Genomic DNA, 14,504 nt, shown 5'->3' on the forward strand with positions numbered 1-14,504 from the left:
GCGCCTCGACGTTCAGCGGCTGCGCGTACTCCCGGTCGATCCGGTCGCGGACGCGGCGCAGTCGCGCGAGGTCGCTCAGGCGCTGCGCCGCGGCGCGTGCGCGCCCCCACGAGGGGTGACACATGGGAGAACTCCTTTTTCGTCGATGTCCGTGAGCGGTTGGGCCGCATGCCGGGGCAGGCGGCGAGGTGCTCGATGACCGGCTTGCCGGAGTCGACGAGTCGGTCGAGCAACTGCTCGGTGGCGGGATGGAGGCCGGTGGTCGCGACGCCGGCCATCGTGGCCGAATCGATGACCGGACGGCTCAGCGGAGCTCCTGGATGCGGACCAGGTTGCCCGCGGGGTCGCGGAAGGCGCAGTCGCGGACGCCGTACGGCTGCTCGACCAGCTCCTGGACGACCTCGGCGTCACCGGCCTGCAGCTTCTCGAAAGTGCCGTCGAGGTCGGGGGTGGCCAGCAGGATCCAGCCGTAGGTGCCCTTGGCCATCATCTCGGCGATGGTGCGGCGCTCGTCGTCGGTGATCCCGGGGTCGGCGGCCGGCGGCGCCAGGAGGATGGACGTGCCGGGCTGGCCGACGGGGCCGACCGTGATCCAGCGCATCTTGCCCTGTCCGACGTCGCTGCGGACCTCGAAGCCGAGGGCGTCACGGTAGAAGGCCAGGGACGCGTCCGGGTCGTCATGCGGGAGGAAGCTCGTGTGAATGGTGATGTCCATGACAATCAGGCTAGCTGCGGCTTTGTGACCCGCGCTTCTCGATTCCTGATCGATCGGGCCACCTGTTTCGCCCGTCGCGCGCACCGCCCAGGATCTCCTCAACCGTCCCCAGTGATCACAGACCGGGGCAGCGCCTCCTGCTCAGCCACCAGCCGCCGGTTCGGCTCCGCGTTCTGCTCCCGGGAGCGCTCCACCCACTCCCGGGCCGTAGCCTCCCGACCGGACGGCTCCTCCCACAGCGATGCCCGGATAGCCGGGCGGGCGGGTTCGAAGGGGAAGGCGCCAGCGGGCCCAGATGGTTTTGCCCGGATGGTTGGGGAGGGGGGTGACGCCGGTGTCGTGGGCGAGGGCTCTGACGATGGTCAGGCCGCGGCCGTGGATGGCTTCGACGCCGAGGGCGAGGTGCCGGGGCCGTCCGGGACCCCGGTCGGTGACCTGGATCTGGAACTCGTCCGCGCCGGTCCACAGGGAGAGCCTGACCACGGGCTCGCCGTGGATGATCGCGTTGGCGAGCAGCTCGCCGACCACCAGGACGGCGTCGTCGACGAGGTGGTGGAGCGCCCAGGCGGCGAGGGTCTCGCGCACCATGGCGCGGGTCTTGCCGATGATCGGCAGGTCATGTGGCAGGTCCCAGCAGACGGTGCGCGGGCCGACTGGAGTCCGCGAGTCGTCCAGGGCCGGTGGGGTGTCCGGGGTCTCGGGCATGGGCCCTCCTTGGGGTGGCGGTGTGCTGTGTTCGGCCTCGCGCATCAGGTCGCGTAGCTCGTCGGCGGTGTCGGCCTGGACGATCAGGGGTTCGGGGGCGGGCCAGCCGGCGACGGCGTGGAAGCGCCGGGTGCCGGGGCCGTACCAGACGGTCCAGGCGGGCTCGATCTGGTCGAGCCGCTCGGCGCGGGCTCGCTCGGCCAGGTCCCAGGGCCGGGAGACGACCTGCGCGGTGGCCGTTCCTCGCCGGTGCCGCCCGCTCTGCCGGACCTGGGGGTCGCGCCCGTTCATGCCGTCGCTCCCTGCCGGTACGGGGTGTGCTTACCGGAGGGGGTACGGGTGCCCAGCGGCCTTCCACGCCGGTACGGCACGGCGGCCGTGGTCACGGCCGACTCCGGTCGCCGGTGCCGGCCGGGGGATGGTGTGTGCCCGGAGGGGAGCATCGGAACCTGCTCGGTGGAGAGCAACGGAGGGTGTTCGGGGGAGGTTGCCGGAACCTCCTTGGCAGGGGGCGTCGGGGGGTGTTCGGGGAAGGCCGTGGCCTGGCCGGGGGAGGTGATCGGGGGTGGCGGGATGAGGGGGCGGTGGGTGGGGTGGGCCGCCGGGTGGCCGGAGAGGCCGAGGCGGCGGCGGGTGGTCATTCGGGCGTGTACCTGGGTGGGGGTGGGCTGCTCCCAGTGATGGTGCGTGCGGTGCGGGAGGCTGGCGGCCTCGTGTGCGTATGGGGGATGGCCGCACCAGCGGCAGCCGAGGGGCATCGGCGGCCGGTTCGCGTGCCAACGTACCCGGATCGGCCTGGGGTTTCCTCTAGGGTTGTGCATCAGATCGGACCTCCGTAGTCCGGTCGAGGGGCTTGTCGTGGCGTGCCGTGCCGTGGCAGGCCCCGCTCTGTTTGTGGGTTAGGGGCGATGCGCCGGGGGTGTCCGCCTTGCGGGAGGTGACGTCGAGGGAGGTGACGTCCGCCCCCTCCGGAGGACTTACTCAGCGGTGACAGGTGTGTATCCGGCAAAGGCGTGAAGCGCGGCCGAGAGTGCGTTTTCCACTGAATCGACGAACATTTCCATTCCCCTTATCCGGACATATACGGTGATTTTTTCGATGGCTTTGAAGGGGTGCCTCCCGAGCGCAGGGGAGGGCCGCCCCGGCGATGTTTCTGCTCTCCCGAACCTCTTCACAGAGTGCTCTCGAATGGCTACTTTAGGCACCGAAAGTCGAGGCACATCAATGTGACAATTTGTGGAAAGCTGTGTCCCTTGTGCCGCGATGTGGAATTCCCCGTGGGACGGAGCCGAAATGTCCATGAACCCCAAATCCAACCCGAAAAACGAAAAATGGGTTCTCTTCGGCGCGGAACTCCGCAAGTACCGAAAAAAGGCAAAAATGACCCAGGACGACCTGGCCGAGGTGACTCAGTTCAGCAGGAGCCTGCTGAGCTTCACCGAGAGGGGCGAGCGCAATCCCAGCCACAACCTGGCACAACGCTGCGATGACGCTCTGGGTGCGAACGGGGAACTCATCCAGTACTGGACGTACATCACCCACGCGGCGAGCCCTCGATGGTTCCGGGATTGGCTAGAGGTCGAACCGGCAGCGCATACGCTGCACACCTGGCAACCGCTCGTCGTTCCTGGCCTTCTTCAGACCGAGGAATACGCGCGAGCAGTGCTGCGCGGAAAACCCGGCGTAACGGATGATGAGGTAGAGAAACTCGTGGCGGCTCGAATGGAGCGGCAAACCATCTTCGCTCGGGCTGCCCCGCCGATGCTGCGTGTGGTGTTGGATGAGGGTGTTCTGTACCGCCCGATCGGCGGCAAGGAAGTCATGCGCGCTCAGATTGAACGCCTGCTCATTAGCTTCGCGTCGCCCAAGATCGTTATCCAGGTGCTTCCGCTGGCTCTTGGGGTAACCACGGGGGTTCTTGGTGGTTTCGTCATTGCGCAGATTCAAGGAAGCGTGGATATTGTGTATCTCGAATCTGCACTAAACGGTCAAGTTACCAATCGGCCAGAGGATGTCGAAGCCATCCAGGCTACGTACGACACCATCCGAGCTGAGGCACACTCTCAGCATGTCTCGATCGATTTGATCAGAGAGGCAGAAAAAACGTGGATCTGAGTGAAGAGCTGAGGACCGCGGCCTGGCGCAAGGCCACCAAGAGCGGGCCCAATGGTGGGGACTGCCTGGAGGTGGCTCCGCTGTCGGGTGGTCGGGTGGGTTTGCGGGACACCGAGGCTCCTGAGCAGGCGCCGTTCGTGGTGAGCGCGAGTGTCTGGGACGCCTTCGTCGACGGCGCCAAGAAGGGCGAGTTCGACTTCTAGCCCCAACCTCGGAACACGGGAAGGTTCTCGCCAGGGGCTTTCCCGTCTGTACCGCCAACAGCGGAGAGGCGGAGAAACCGTGGACCTGAGTGATGAGCTGAAGAGCGCGGCCTGGCGCAAGGCCACCAAGAGCGGATCCGACCAGGGCAACTGCCTAGAGGTTGCGCCGTTGTCGGGTGGTCGGGTGGGTTTGCGGGACACCGAGGCTCCCGAGCGGGCGCCGTTCGTGGTGAGCGCGAGTGTCTGGGACGCCTTCATTGACGGCGCCAAGAAGGGCGAGTTCGACTTCTGACTCCACTCCCGGAAACAGGGAAGCCCTCGACCAGGTGGCCGAGGGCTTCTGGCGTCGTACGGGCTATGCCACGGTGTATTCGACGTCGCCGAAATCGGCCACCACGCGCAGCCGCCCGCCGAGGGCCTCGACGTAGGAGCGCAGGGTCGCCACCTCGACGCGGTCGACCTCCCCGTGTTCGATGGCCGAGACCCTTGGGCCGGAGACCCCCATGGTGGTGGCCACGTCGCGCTGGGTCAGATCCTGCTCACGCCTGATCTCCGCGAGCTTGTGCGCCCTGACCTCCGCGGCGAGCTGCTCCATCGCGGCGGACTTCTCGGCATCCGATTGCACGGGCAGTCCCGCAGCCTGGCGCCGCTCCCGCGCCCGCTGCTTCACCTCGTCCCAGTTGACCGCGCTCATTCGTACTCCCTGCTAGCCAGCTCCGCTATGTGCTCGGCGTACCGCTTCTCTGCCATCGGTACGTTCGTGTCATACCAATGGTCCCAGTTGCCGGCCTTGTCGCCCGCGACCAGAAGCACTGCCCGGCGAACCGGGTCGAATGCGAACAGAATGCGGATCTCGCTTCCTTTCGACGAGCCAGGTCGCAACTCTTTCAGATGGTGGTTATCGGCTCCCTTGATGCGATCCACCAGCGGTCGGCCCAGTGTCGGCCCGACCTGCGCCAGCATGTCTATGGCGTTTTCAACCTGCTCGGCGCTGTCCCAGTCGTCCTGGCATAGCCGGTCGTACCAGTCGGCGACCTCGGCAACCAGCACGACCTGCCACCCAGCTCCATCCATAGCTTAACCCTGGCATTAAGACAGCAGCAAGGAGGCACTTTTCTGATCAGAGGAGCAAGCCGCTTGCTCTGCTCCTACCAGCTCGTCCTTTTGCGGCTGTTTGCGGGTGCGGACCGTCCCCGGTGGCGCCAAGCGCGGCTCGGCCAGCAGGCGTTCCGGGCCGTCGTGCTGAATGCCTACGACCGGCGCTGCGCCATCACCGGCGACAGGATCCGTCCCGTCCTGCAGGCCGCCCACATCCGTCCCGTCTCCGCCGGGGGTGAGCACCGTCTGGACAATGGGCTGCTGCTGCGCTCGGATATCCACACCCTCTTCGACCGCGGTTACCTGGCGCTCGATCCCACGTATCGGCTGCGGGTCAGCCCACGGCTTCGCGAGGAGTTCGGCAACGGCGAGCAGTTCTATCGGCGTGCCGGAAGCCAGATAGCCCTTCCTCGGCACCGCCGTGACCGCCCCGACCCCGAGACCCTCGAATGGCACCTGGACGAGGTGTTCCTGGCGTCCTGAGTCACGAGGCCTGCCAGGTTCTCCCAGCAGGAGAAGATGGCGAGAATCGCCCCTTTCGCCTCCACATGCCAGCTAACATGCTAGCTAAGTGGAGTCGCTGATCACACGGCTGAGAGTCAGCTGGCCGTACGCTTTCAAGGACCTTGACCGCAGCGGGGCACGGAGATGGGCCCGCTACGAGCTGCCCCCGCGCCTGCTCCGGTCGGCTGCCGTCGGGACGCCCGCGTCATCACGAGCAGACCGACGCCCTCAGCTGCTGGAAGCACTCGGTGACGAAACCCTGTCCCGTGCCGAGTTGGCAACGCGCACCGGCCTGGGCGACCAGACCGTACGCCGCTGGCTGTCGATCATGCGAGAGGAGGGCGTCGTCGAACTGGTGGGAAGCTCACCCAGGAGCAGAGACGCGCGATACCGGCGGGTCCAGCAGGGCTCCCTGTTCTCGCCTTCGTGAAGGAGCGCACCCATGGAAGTACCGCCGACTCACCAAATGAGTCAACGTCGCTCCTGGAACGAGAGAAGCCCTCGGCAACCTGGCCGAGGGCTTCCGTCGTCGTATTACGCCTGTTTGCGGGCGCGGGGTGGCTCAGTCAAGCCACTCGCTCAGCCGTTTTCGCGGGCGAACCAGGCGACGGTCCGCCGTAGCCCCTCCTCAAGGCCGACGGTGGGCCGCCAGTCGAGGGTCTCGGCGGCGGGGGCCGGGTCGGCGATCCTGGCGCTGTCCAGTGGTCTGTCGGTGAGCGCGCCGTAGCGGGGGCCGATCCGGCCGCCGATGATCCGGGAGAGCAGGTCCACCGTGTCGCGGATCGAGGTGCCCGTCCCCGTACCGATGTCGAAGGCCCGGCCCGCCGCGTCCGGGGTCTCGCCCGCTGCGAGGAAGGCGTCGACCACGTCGTCCACGTACACCCAGTCGAGCTCGCGCGTCCCGCTGCCCAGCTCGGGCTCCTGGCCGCGCAGCAGTGACAGCGTCACATAGGGGACCAGCTTGCGGGTGTCCTGGTGGCCAGGCCCGTAGACCATGCCGATTCGCAGGTTGCTGACCTGTACGCCCCACAGGTGGTGGAACATCCGCGCGTAGCCGTCCGCGGCCCACTTGGAGACCGCATAGGGCGAGGACGGCGCCCTGTCCCCCTCCTCCGGCCTGGGTTCCTCCAGCGAGCCCGCCAGCACCACCCGGGTCCCCGGGGCGCCGGCGACCGCCGTGAGCAGGTTGACCACGCCGGTGAGGTTGCTGTGCAGCATCGGCAGCACGAGCCGGGGGTCCCTGGCCCCGGCTACCTCGCTGGCCAGGTGGAACACCACGGTCGGCTGGACGGAGTCGAGGAGTCCGTTGACCGCGTCCACGTCGGCGACGTCGGCGACGTGCCAGGTCTCGCCGTCCGTGCTCTCCCTGACCCGGCGGCCGACCGCGTGCACCCGTGCGCCGAGCGCGCCCAGGCGTCGCACCAGGTGGGCCCCGATGAAGCCGCCCGCCCCCGTCACCAGCACCCGTCTCCCACGCCAGTGATCCTCTGCTCCGTGCACGGAGGCATGTGCCGGTACCGGGCTTCGCATGTGAGCTCTCCCTGTTCGAGCGGGGTTCTCGGGGAAGGACCGGATAATTCATACCTCGCGACGTCGGATATCGGCAGGCATTGCCGAGAATCCAGGGAAAAGCGAAAAGGCCCGCTCCGAGGAGCGGGCCTTGCCGTGTGCTGTCAGCCGATACGCCAGGTGTCTCCGCCGAGCAGCAGGTCGTTCAGGTCACCGGGACCCCGCTCGTCGACGGCCTCCTGGAGTTGCTCGGTCATGAGCTCGTCGTAGGAGGGGCGGGCGACGCTGCGGAAGACGCCGATCGGGACGTGCTCGAAGGCGGGCTCGTCCAGCCGGGAGAGCGCGAAGGCCAGCGAGGGGTCGGCGCGGTGGGCGTCGTGCACGAGGATCTCGTCCTCGCTCACCGACGACCTCGGGACGACCTCGATACCGCCGTCTGCCGCCCGGCGCACCGCCTTGGAAGCCGAGGCGATGGGCTGGCCGTGCTCCAGGCGGAGCGTGATGTCGTCCCGCCGCTCCGGGTCCTTCAACTGCTCGAAGGCGTTGTCGTTGAAGATGTTGCAGTTCTGGTAGATCTCGACCAGGGAGGTGCCCCGGTGCTCGGCGGCCTCGCGCAGCACCGACTGCAGGTGCTTGCGGTCGGAGTCGATGGTCCTGGCCACGAAGGAGGCCTCGGCGCCGATGGCCAGCGAGATCGGGTTGAACGGCTTGTCCAGCGAGCCCATCGGGGTGGACTTCGTGATCTTGCCGACCTCGGAGGTCGGGGAGTACTGCCCCTTGGTGAGACCGTAGATCCTGTTGTTGAACAGCAGGATGTTCAGGTTGACGTTGCGGCGCAGCGCGTGGATGAGGTGGTTGCCGCCGATGGACAGCGAGTCGCCGTCACCGGTGATCACCCAGACCGACAGGTCGGGACGCGAGGCGGCCAGGCCGGTCGCGATCGCCGGGGCGCGGCCGTGGATCGAGTGGAACCCGTAGGTGTCCATGTAGTACGGGAACCGCGAGGAGCAGCCGATGCCCGAGACGAACACCATGTTCTCGCGCTTGAGGCCGAGCTCGGGCACGAACGACTGGACCGCGGCCAGGATGGCGTAGTCACCGCATCCGGGGCACCAGCGGACCTCCTGGTCGGTCTTGAAGTCCTTCATGCCGAGCTTGACCTCGGACTTCGGGACCAGCGAAAGCCCCCCGCCGGTTCCGGGGACGGACAATTCGGTACCACTACTCACTGTCGATCACGTCCTGGATCACGCCGGCAAGTTCTTCGGCCTTGAACGGAAGTCCACGCACTCGGTTGTAGCTGATGATGTCGACCAGGAAGCGGGCACGGAGCAGCAGCGCGAGCTGGCCGAGGTTGATCTCCGGCAGGAGCACCTTGTCGTACGCGCGCAGGACCTCGCCGGTGTTGGCGGGCAGCGGGTTGACGTGCCGCAGGTGGGCCTGGGCGACCTTGCCGCCGGCCTTCCTGATGCGCCGCGCGGCCGCCGCGATCGGTCCGTAGGTGGACCCCCAGCCGAGCACCAGCACGCGGGCGTCGCCGTCGGGGTCGTCCACCTCAAGCGCCGGGATGTCGTGGGCGATCCCGTCGATCTTGGCCTGGCGGATCCTGACCATCCGGTCGTGGTTGTCGGGATCGTAGGAGATGTTCCCGGTGCCCTCGGCCTTCTCGATACCGCCGATCCGGTGCTCCAGGCCGGCGGTGCCGGGAATCGCCCAGGGGCGGGCGAGGGTCTCGGGGTCGCGCTTGAACGGCAGGAAGGTCACGCCGTCCTCGGCGTTCGGCCCGGAGGCGAACTCGGTGGAGATGTCGGGCAGATCGGCGGCGTCGGGCACCTTCCACGGCTCGGAGCCGTTGGCGAGGTAGCCGTCGGAGAGCAGCATGACCGGGGTGCGGTACTTCACCGCGATCCTGGCCGCCTCCACCGCCGCGTCAAAGCAGTCGGAGGGGGTCGAGGGGGCGATGATCGGCAGCGGCGACTCGCCGTTGCGGCCGTACATGGCCATCAGGAGGTCGGTCTGCTCGGTCTTGGTGGGCATGCCGGTGCTGGGACCCGCACGCTGCACGTCGACCACGATGAGCGGCAGCTCGGTGGTCACCGCGAGGCCGACGGTCTCGGCCTTCAGCGCGACACCGGGCCCGGAGGTCGTCGTGATGCCCAGGGCGCCGCCGAAGGAGGCGCCGAGCGCCGCGCCGACGCCCGCGATCTCGTCCTCGGCCTGGAAGGTGCGGATGCCGAACCGCTTGTGCTTGGAGAGCTCGTGCAGGATGTCGCTGGCCGGGGTGATCGGGTAGGACCCGAGGAAGAGCGGCAGCCTCGACTGCACCGAGGCCGCGATCAGGCCGTAGGCGAGCGCCTGGTTGCCGGAGATGTTGCGGTACACGCCAGGAGGCAGCTTGGCCGGCTTGACCTCGTAGGAGACCGAGAAGGACTCGGTGGTCTCGCCGTAGTTCCAGCCCGCCTGGAAGGCGGCGATGTTGGCCTTGGCGATGTCGGGCTTCTTGGCGAACTTGGTCTCCAGGAACTGGATCGTCGCCTCGGTGGGCCGGTGGTAGAGCCAGCTCAGCAGCCCGAGGGCGAACATGTTCTTGGAGCGCTCGGCGTCCTTCTTGGACAGCGCGAAGCCTTCGAGGGCCTTGACGGTCAGCGAGGTCAGCGGCACCGAGTGGACCCGCCACGCGGCGAGCGAGTCGTCCTCGAGCGGGCTGACGGCGTAGCCCACCTTCTGCAGGTTGCGCTTGGTGAACTCGTCGGTGTTGGCGATGATGTCGGCGCCACGCGGCAGGTCCGAGAGGTTCGCCTTCAGCGCGGCGGGGTTCATCGCGACCAGGACGTTGGGCGCGTCACCCGGGGTGAGGATGTCGTGGTCGGCGAAGTGGAGCTGAAAACTCGACACGCCCGGCAGGGTGCCTGCGGGGGCGCGGATCTCGGCGGGGAAGTTGGGGAGTGTCGACAGGTCGTTGCCGAACTCAGCCGTCCCGGCGGTGAAACGGTCGCCGGTCAGCTGCATGCCGTCGCCGGAGTCCCCGGCAAAACGGATGATCACGCGTTCGAGTTGCTGAACCTGCTTGGTCACAGCTCAGTCCTCCTCGACGCGACAGGGCGCCGTTGTTCGTGGCACATTCTTTTTTCCATGCTAGATCCTCGGGGGTCACGCGTAGGCTTTTCGCGTTCCACTCGGCGGAGAAGGGCGACCCGTGTCGCGCATCCTCTGCGGCCGCTGAGTCGAAACCTGGGGCGCGGATGTCGCGTTTTGCGGCCGGATCACGGCCTACGTGGAGGTCACGATCGCGGACGGCCGTCCCGACACAGCCCCGCCGCGAGCCGGCACAGGTCAACGTGCAGGCGGGCGAAGAGGACAGTTGAGGTCACGCTGCCCAACTATATGTCCCGTCGCGGCCGCGTTCTCATCGCCTCAGGCTATGGCCCCATAGCTCCAGGTTATGACATCGGCTACCGGTCCGGCGCCGTCGAAACGCCCCCGGAGTCGTAGGTCCGGCCGGGCACCATCTCGCGCGATCCGTACAGCTCGGGGACGGTGACAAAGGTATAGCCCGCCGCGGAGAGCCGGCGCAGGATTTCCGGGGCCGCGTCGACCGTCGCGGGGTGGGAGTCGTGCAGGAGGACGATCGCTCCGGGCTCGACCCGGGCGACGGTCCGGCCGGCGATCGCCCGGGGGTCGGGGTCCCAGCGGTCCTCGGGGTCCACGTTCCAGCGCACCACGGCCATGTTCAGGCGGCCCGCGACGGAGGCCACCTGAATGTCGCTGTCGCCGTACGGCGGGCGCATCAGGGTGGGGACCTGGCCGATGATCTGGGCGATCGAGTGCTGCGCGCGGGTGAGCTGGTCGGCGATCCTGGTGGGGGGCAGCATGGTGAGATCGCGGTGGGACCAGGTGTGGTTGGCCACCAGGTGTCCCTCGTCGCGCATCCGCCTGAGCAGGTCGGGCCGGGCGGAGGCGTTGGAACCGAGGGTGAAGAAGGTCGCCCTCGCCCCGTGGGCGCGGAGGGTGTCGAGCAGCCGCGCGGTCTCGGGGCCCGGCCCGTCGTCGTAGGTCAGCGCCACGCACTTGAGCTTCGCGCAGTCCACGCTGCCCGCCATGGAGCTGCGCGCCGGCGGCTTGTCGGTGCTCGCGGCCTTGATCTCCTCCCGCGACGTGGGGGCCGGAGCCTTCTTCGCCTGCACGGCCGAGCGCTGTGCCCGCAGCCCGATCTCCGACAGCAGCGGCGCCGCGGTCGCGGACGGTACGGCGACCGCCACCCGGCCGGCGACCCCCAGCCCCACCTGCTCGTCGTCGAACTCCACGACGAGGTCGCCACGCGGGTTGAAACCGAGGGAGTCGAACATCTCCCGGTCCGGCCTGAGCGCGTTCGGGGTCACCAGCGGTCCCCGCAGCCTCAGCTCGCCCCTGACGATCCCGGCCAGCGTGACCAGCGCGGGACGGCCGGTGAGCAGGTCGGCGGAGTCGAGGACGCGCCCCTTCACCCGGTCGTACCAGACGGTGGTGCGCGCCTCGCTCCAGCCCGACTCCATGGAGTGACCGATGCGCAGCCGTACCCCCAGGACCTCGGGGGACGCGGCGGCGAGCTGCCAGTCCACGTTGAACTCGGGCTTGGGCAGGGCGTCGGCGGGGGCGCTGTGCCGGGTGAACCCGTCGAGCTCTTCGCGCACGGTCCCGCGGAGCTTCTCGGTGAGGCGGGGGGCGCCGGGGACGGCCGGATAGACGGCGTGCACGTGCCGGTTTCCCGTCTCTCCGGAGAACAGGGTCCGTGTGCTCAGGCCCTGGACCACCGAGGGGTCCACATAATTGATCAATGTGGGCTCCGAGGGCATGGGGGCCTTCGCGGAAGAGGGGGTGACGGCTGCGCCGCAACCGGCGATCGTCACGGCCATCCAGGCGATTCCTCCGGCGAATCGCAGGTTGCGCATGAAGTCACCTTAGGTGCGGTAACAGTGCATTTACCCTGATTTGAGGTTAAGTGCACGGAGGCTTTAGTGGTCTTGGGTACGTGGGCTTCGCCGCATGACGGGAAGGACGGATACTGCTATAGGTAGGGCGTACGGCAGATCGGACGAGGCCGTGCGGCAGGCCCCGAAGAGGAGAGGCCATGAGCGGATATTTCGGCTCTTATGTGGTGGTCCTCGCGCTGTTCGCGATCGGCCTGCTGATCGTCGCCGGGGCGCTGCTCGTCAACCGGGCGCTCCGTCCCAACCGCCCCACCGCCGAGAAGCTGCTCACCTACGAGTGCGGCGTCGACCCGGTCGGCGACGGCTGGGCCCAGTCCCAGGTCCGCTACTACGTGTTCACCTACCTTTATGTGATCTTCGCGGTTGACGCGGTCTTCCTCTTCCCCTGGGCGACGATCTTCGCCGAGCCGGGCTTCGGGACGACCACCCTGGCCGAGATGTTCGTCTTCCTCGGCTTCATCGCGCTCGGCATCCTGTACGCCTGGCGCAAGCGCGTGCTCACCTGGACCTGAACCGGGCGAGCGCGAGCACCGACCCTGAAGGAGAATGCGTGCCATGGCAGATCTCCCGATGCCCACGGTGGGCCCGGCATCACGGCTCGCCCCCAAACCCATGCGCTTCATCCTCAACTGGGGGCGTCGCTACTCGCTGTGGGCGTTCAACTTCGGTCTGGCCTGCTGCGCCATCGAGTTCATCGCGACCTCGATGAGCAGGCACGACTTCATCAGGTTCGGGGTCATCCCGTTCGCCAACGGTCCCCGGCAGGCGGATCTGATGATCGTCTCGGGCACGGTGACCGACAAGATGGCCCCCGCGGTCAAGCGGCTCTACGAGCAGATGCCCGAGCCCAAGTACGTGATCTCCTTCGGTGCCTGCTCCAACTCCGGCGGTCCTTACTGGGACTCCTACTGCGTGACCAAGGGCGTCGACCAGATCATCCCGGTGGACGTCTACGTCCCCGGCTGCCCTCCCCGCCCCGAGGCGCTGCTCCACGGCATCATGATGCTCCAGGAGAAGATCGCCGCCGAGAACCTGGGTGACCGCTATGCCTGACCTGCATCCCTTCACCCACGGCGAGGGCGCCCGGGTGTCGGAGTCCTTCGGCTACCGGACCGTCGACGTGGACGCCGACGACTGGATCGCCCTGCTGGAATCCGCCAGATCCCAGGGGTACGAGTTCTTCGACTGGCTGACCGCGGTGGACGAGCCGCCGGAGGCCTTCGCGGTCGTCGCGCACCTGTTCGCCCCGGCCTCTCACGCCCACCTGCTGCTGCGCACCAGGGTGGCGCGCGAGGACCCCCGGCTGCCCAGCGCGGTCGGCGTCTTCCGCGGAGCCGACTGGCACGAGCGCGAGACCTTCGAGATGTTCGGCGTCGTCTTCGAGGGCCACCCGAACCTCGTCCCGCTGCTGCTCCCCGAGGGCTTCGAGGGGTTCCCGCTGCGCAAGGACTTTGTACTGGCCGCCAGGGTCGCCAAGGCGTGGCCGGGAGCCAAGGAACCCGGCGAGTCCGACCACGGCTCGCCGAGCCGCCGCAAGACGCTCCCGCCGGGGGTGCCCACCGACTGGGGGCGCGAGCGTGGCGGCTGAGACATTCCGGCGACCCGGCAGGCTTCTCCCCCCGAAGGACCGGAGGTAAGCATGATCGCCGAGGTGCTCGACGTCGCGGTCCGGCTGGTCGTGATCGTCGCGGTCTTCCTGGTGCTGCCGCTGGTCGCCGGGCAGATGGAGCACAAGGTCATGGCGCACATGCAGGCGCGCCTCGGCCCCATGTACGCCGGAGGCTTCCACGGCTGGGCGCAGCTGATCGCCGACGGGGTCAAGTTCATGCAGAAGGAGCAGGTGATCCCGGCCGCCGCCGACCGCAGGGTCTTCACCCTGGCCCCCGGCGTGGCGCTGGTCCCCTATCTCCTGGTGATGGTCGTCATCCCGGTCGGGCCGGGGCTGGTCGGGGTCGACCTGGACGCCGGGCTGTTCTTCGTCCTCGCCGTGATGGGGGTCGGCGTGCTCGGCTCGATCATGGCCGGTTGGTCGTCGGGCAACAAGTACTCGGTCCTGGGCGGAGTGCGCTCGGCGGCCCAGCTCATGTCGTACGAGCTGCCGCTGGTCCTCGCGGCCTCCAGCGTCGCGATGGCGGCGGGCACGCTCTCCCTGCCGGGCATCGTGGAGGCCTGGCAGTGGTGGTGGCTGCCCTGGCAGGCGATCGGCGGCGTGGTCTTCTTCGTCGCGGGACTCGCCGAGCTCCGGCGCCCGCCGTTCGACATGCCGATCGCCGACTCCGAGCTCATCATGGGCCCGATGACCGAGTACACGGGCATCAGGTTCGCCCTGTTCATGCTGGCCGAGTACGCGGGGATCATCGTGATCTCCGCGCTGACCAGCGTGCTGTTCCTGGGCGGCTGGCACGGCCCCCTCCTGCCGGGGCCGGTGTGGATGCTCATCAAGGTCTTCCTGCTGGTCTTCGTGGTCATCTGGCTGAGGGTGAGCTATCCCAGGCTCCGCGAGGACCAGCTGCAGAGGCTCGCCTGGGTCGGTCTGGTGCCGCTGGCGCTGGTCCAGCTCGCGCTGACGGGGGTCGTCAGGGTCATCGCCGGGTAACCTCGCACCGCGCGCCCGCACCGGTTTCCCGCTCGGCCCACCGTACGGATGATCTGACGTTCGAAGCGCTCACCCTGGGCAGGGAGCAGTGC

Annotated in this window: 18 protein-coding genes and 1 pseudogene; 9 read left to right on the top strand and 10 right to left on the bottom strand. The window is 68.2% G+C overall.

The features are described from left to right. The 4 genes and pseudogenes from ABT130_RS47835 to ABT130_RS32585 form a co-directional block, all read right to left on the bottom strand. Positions 1-124, bottom strand: a pseudogene (locus ABT130_RS47835) (AraC family transcriptional regulator); the annotation flags it as partial. 180 nt (positions 125-304) lie between these two features. Next, on the bottom strand, positions 305-715 hold the full coding sequence (locus ABT130_RS32575; protein ID WP_350918256.1) for a VOC family protein: 411 nt from the start codon (positions 713-715) through the stop codon (positions 305-307). Between the two features lie 141 nt (positions 716-856). Then, on the bottom strand, positions 857-1,711 hold the full coding sequence (locus ABT130_RS32580; protein ID WP_350961914.1) for an ATP-binding protein: 855 nt from the start codon (positions 1,709-1,711) through the stop codon (positions 857-859). After that, positions 1,708-2,061, bottom strand: a complete 354-nt coding sequence (locus ABT130_RS32585) for a hypothetical protein (RefSeq protein WP_350961917.1) — start codon at positions 2,059-2,061, stop codon at positions 1,708-1,710. The genes ABT130_RS32580 and ABT130_RS32585 overlap by 4 nt, the downstream gene beginning before the upstream one ends. A 652-nt stretch (positions 2,062-2,713) precedes the next feature. On the opposite strand from ABT130_RS32585, the gene ABT130_RS32590 reads away from it, so the two are divergent. The 3 genes from ABT130_RS32590 to ABT130_RS32600 all read left to right on the top strand — a co-directional run bounded on the left by ABT130_RS32590 (position 2,714) and on the right by ABT130_RS32600 (position 4,030). Further along, complete coding sequence (locus ABT130_RS32590; RefSeq protein WP_350961920.1) at positions 2,714-3,535, top strand: helix-turn-helix domain-containing protein; 822 nt, start codon at positions 2,714-2,716, stop codon at positions 3,533-3,535. Further along, on the top strand, positions 3,526-3,738 hold the full coding sequence (locus ABT130_RS32595) for a DUF397 domain-containing protein (protein WP_350961924.1): 213 nt from the start codon (positions 3,526-3,528) through the stop codon (positions 3,736-3,738). The genes ABT130_RS32590 and ABT130_RS32595 overlap by 10 nt, the downstream gene beginning before the upstream one ends. Positions 3,739-3,817: 79 nt before the next feature. Beyond that, positions 3,818-4,030, top strand: a complete 213-nt coding sequence (locus tag ABT130_RS32600; protein ID WP_350961927.1) for a DUF397 domain-containing protein — start codon at positions 3,818-3,820, stop codon at positions 4,028-4,030. Between the two features lie 63 nt (positions 4,031-4,093). Here the strand turns inward: ABT130_RS32600 and ABT130_RS32605 are convergent, their stop codons facing one another. Continuing rightward, positions 4,094-4,432, bottom strand: coding sequence for an XRE family transcriptional regulator (locus tag ABT130_RS32605; RefSeq protein ID WP_329089275.1), 339 nt, complete (start codon positions 4,430-4,432; stop codon positions 4,094-4,096). Next, a complete protein-coding gene (locus tag ABT130_RS32610) occupies positions 4,429-4,788 on the bottom strand; it encodes a type II toxin-antitoxin system RelE/ParE family toxin (protein ID WP_350918239.1) in 360 nt (119 codons plus the stop codon). The genes ABT130_RS32605 and ABT130_RS32610 overlap by 4 nt, the downstream gene beginning before the upstream one ends. Positions 4,789-4,875: 87 nt before the next feature. On the opposite strand from ABT130_RS32610, the gene ABT130_RS32615 reads away from it, so the two are divergent. Both ABT130_RS32615 and ABT130_RS32620 read left to right on the top strand, forming a co-directional pair. Further along, on the top strand, positions 4,876-5,319 hold the full coding sequence (locus tag ABT130_RS32615) for an HNH endonuclease (RefSeq protein ID WP_350918236.1): 444 nt from the start codon (positions 4,876-4,878) through the stop codon (positions 5,317-5,319). An 88-nt stretch (positions 5,320-5,407) separates the two neighbouring features. Further along, positions 5,408-5,770 (top strand): hypothetical protein, encoded by a 363-nt coding sequence (locus tag ABT130_RS32620; RefSeq protein WP_350961930.1) that lies wholly within the window; start codon positions 5,408-5,410, stop codon positions 5,768-5,770. Between the two features lie 149 nt (positions 5,771-5,919). Here the strand turns inward: ABT130_RS32620 and ABT130_RS32625 are convergent, their stop codons facing one another. The 4 genes from ABT130_RS32625 to ABT130_RS32640 all read right to left on the bottom strand — a co-directional run bounded on the left by ABT130_RS32625 (position 5,920) and on the right by ABT130_RS32640 (position 11,777). Next, positions 5,920-6,870, bottom strand: a complete 951-nt coding sequence (locus ABT130_RS32625) for an NAD-dependent epimerase/dehydratase family protein (RefSeq protein ID WP_350961933.1) — start codon at positions 6,868-6,870, stop codon at positions 5,920-5,922. 143 nt (positions 6,871-7,013) lie between these two features. Continuing rightward, positions 7,014-8,060, bottom strand: coding sequence for a 2-oxoacid:ferredoxin oxidoreductase subunit beta (locus ABT130_RS32630; RefSeq protein ID WP_350961936.1), 1,047 nt, complete (start codon positions 8,058-8,060; stop codon positions 7,014-7,016). 10 nt (positions 8,061-8,070) lie between these two features. Next, entirely contained in the window at positions 8,071-9,924 is a 1,854-nt protein-coding gene (locus ABT130_RS32635; protein ID WP_350918224.1) for a 2-oxoacid:acceptor oxidoreductase subunit alpha, read from the bottom strand. 377 nt (positions 9,925-10,301) lie between these two features. Then, a complete protein-coding gene (locus tag ABT130_RS32640) occupies positions 10,302-11,777 on the bottom strand; it encodes a polysaccharide deacetylase family protein (RefSeq protein ID WP_350961939.1) in 1,476 nt (491 codons plus the stop codon). 179 nt (positions 11,778-11,956) lie between these two features. Here ABT130_RS32640 and ABT130_RS32645 point away from each other — a divergent pair, with 179 nt between their 5' ends. From ABT130_RS32645 to nuoH, 4 genes are read left to right on the top strand one after another with little or no spacing between them, the layout of a single operon-like run. After that, on the top strand, positions 11,957-12,328 hold the full coding sequence (locus ABT130_RS32645) for an NADH-quinone oxidoreductase subunit A (protein ID WP_350918219.1): 372 nt from the start codon (positions 11,957-11,959) through the stop codon (positions 12,326-12,328). A gap of 43 nt (positions 12,329-12,371) precedes the next feature. Beyond that, positions 12,372-12,869, top strand: a complete 498-nt coding sequence (locus ABT130_RS32650) for an NADH-quinone oxidoreductase subunit B (RefSeq protein WP_451934916.1) — start codon at positions 12,372-12,374, stop codon at positions 12,867-12,869. Next, on the top strand, positions 12,862-13,404 hold the full coding sequence (locus ABT130_RS32655; protein WP_350918216.1) for an NADH-quinone oxidoreductase subunit C: 543 nt from the start codon (positions 12,862-12,864) through the stop codon (positions 13,402-13,404). The genes ABT130_RS32650 and ABT130_RS32655 overlap by 8 nt, the downstream gene beginning before the upstream one ends. Positions 13,405-13,455: 51 nt before the next feature. Next, positions 13,456-14,412 (top strand): NADH-quinone oxidoreductase subunit NuoH, encoded by a 957-nt coding sequence (gene nuoH / locus ABT130_RS32660; protein ID WP_350961942.1) that lies wholly within the window; start codon positions 13,456-13,458, stop codon positions 14,410-14,412. Positions 14,413-14,504: the final 92 nt, after the last annotated feature.

The sequence above is a fragment of the Streptosporangium sp. NPDC001681 genome (assembly GCF_040298085.1).
Classification (GTDB): domain Bacteria; phylum Actinomycetota; class Actinomycetes; order Streptosporangiales; family Streptosporangiaceae; genus Streptosporangium.

Bases quoted from the DNA above. Each gene is read 5' to 3' on its own strand.
- ABT130_RS32575 (WP_350918256.1), bottom strand. From the start codon at position 715: ATGGACATCACCATTCACACGAGCTTCCTCCCGCATGACGACCCGGAC.
- ABT130_RS32580 (WP_350961914.1), bottom strand. From the start codon at position 1,711: ATGAACGGGCGCGACCCCCAGGTCCGGCAGAGCGGGCGGCACCGGCGA.
- ABT130_RS32585 (WP_350961917.1), bottom strand. From the start codon at position 2,061: ATGACCACCCGCCGCCGCCTCGGCCTCTCCGGCCACCCGGCGGCCCAC.
- ABT130_RS32590 (WP_350961920.1), top strand. From the start codon at position 2,714: ATGTCCATGAACCCCAAATCCAACCCGAAAAACGAAAAATGGGTTCTC.
- ABT130_RS32605 (WP_329089275.1), bottom strand. From the start codon at position 4,432: ATGAGCGCGGTCAACTGGGACGAGGTGAAGCAGCGGGCGCGGGAGCGG.
- ABT130_RS32625 (WP_350961933.1), bottom strand. From the start codon at position 6,870: ATGCGAAGCCCGGTACCGGCACATGCCTCCGTGCACGGAGCAGAGGAT.
- ABT130_RS32640 (WP_350961939.1), bottom strand. From the start codon at position 11,777: ATGCGCAACCTGCGATTCGCCGGAGGAATCGCCTGGATGGCCGTGACG.
- ABT130_RS32645 (WP_350918219.1), top strand. From the start codon at position 11,957: ATGAGCGGATATTTCGGCTCTTATGTGGTGGTCCTCGCGCTGTTCGCG.
- ABT130_RS32650 (WP_451934916.1), top strand. From the start codon at position 12,372: ATGGCAGATCTCCCGATGCCCACGGTGGGCCCGGCATCACGGCTCGCC.
- ABT130_RS32655 (WP_350918216.1), top strand. From the start codon at position 12,862: ATGCCTGACCTGCATCCCTTCACCCACGGCGAGGGCGCCCGGGTGTCG.
- nuoH (WP_350961942.1), top strand. From the start codon at position 13,456: ATGATCGCCGAGGTGCTCGACGTCGCGGTCCGGCTGGTCGTGATCGTC.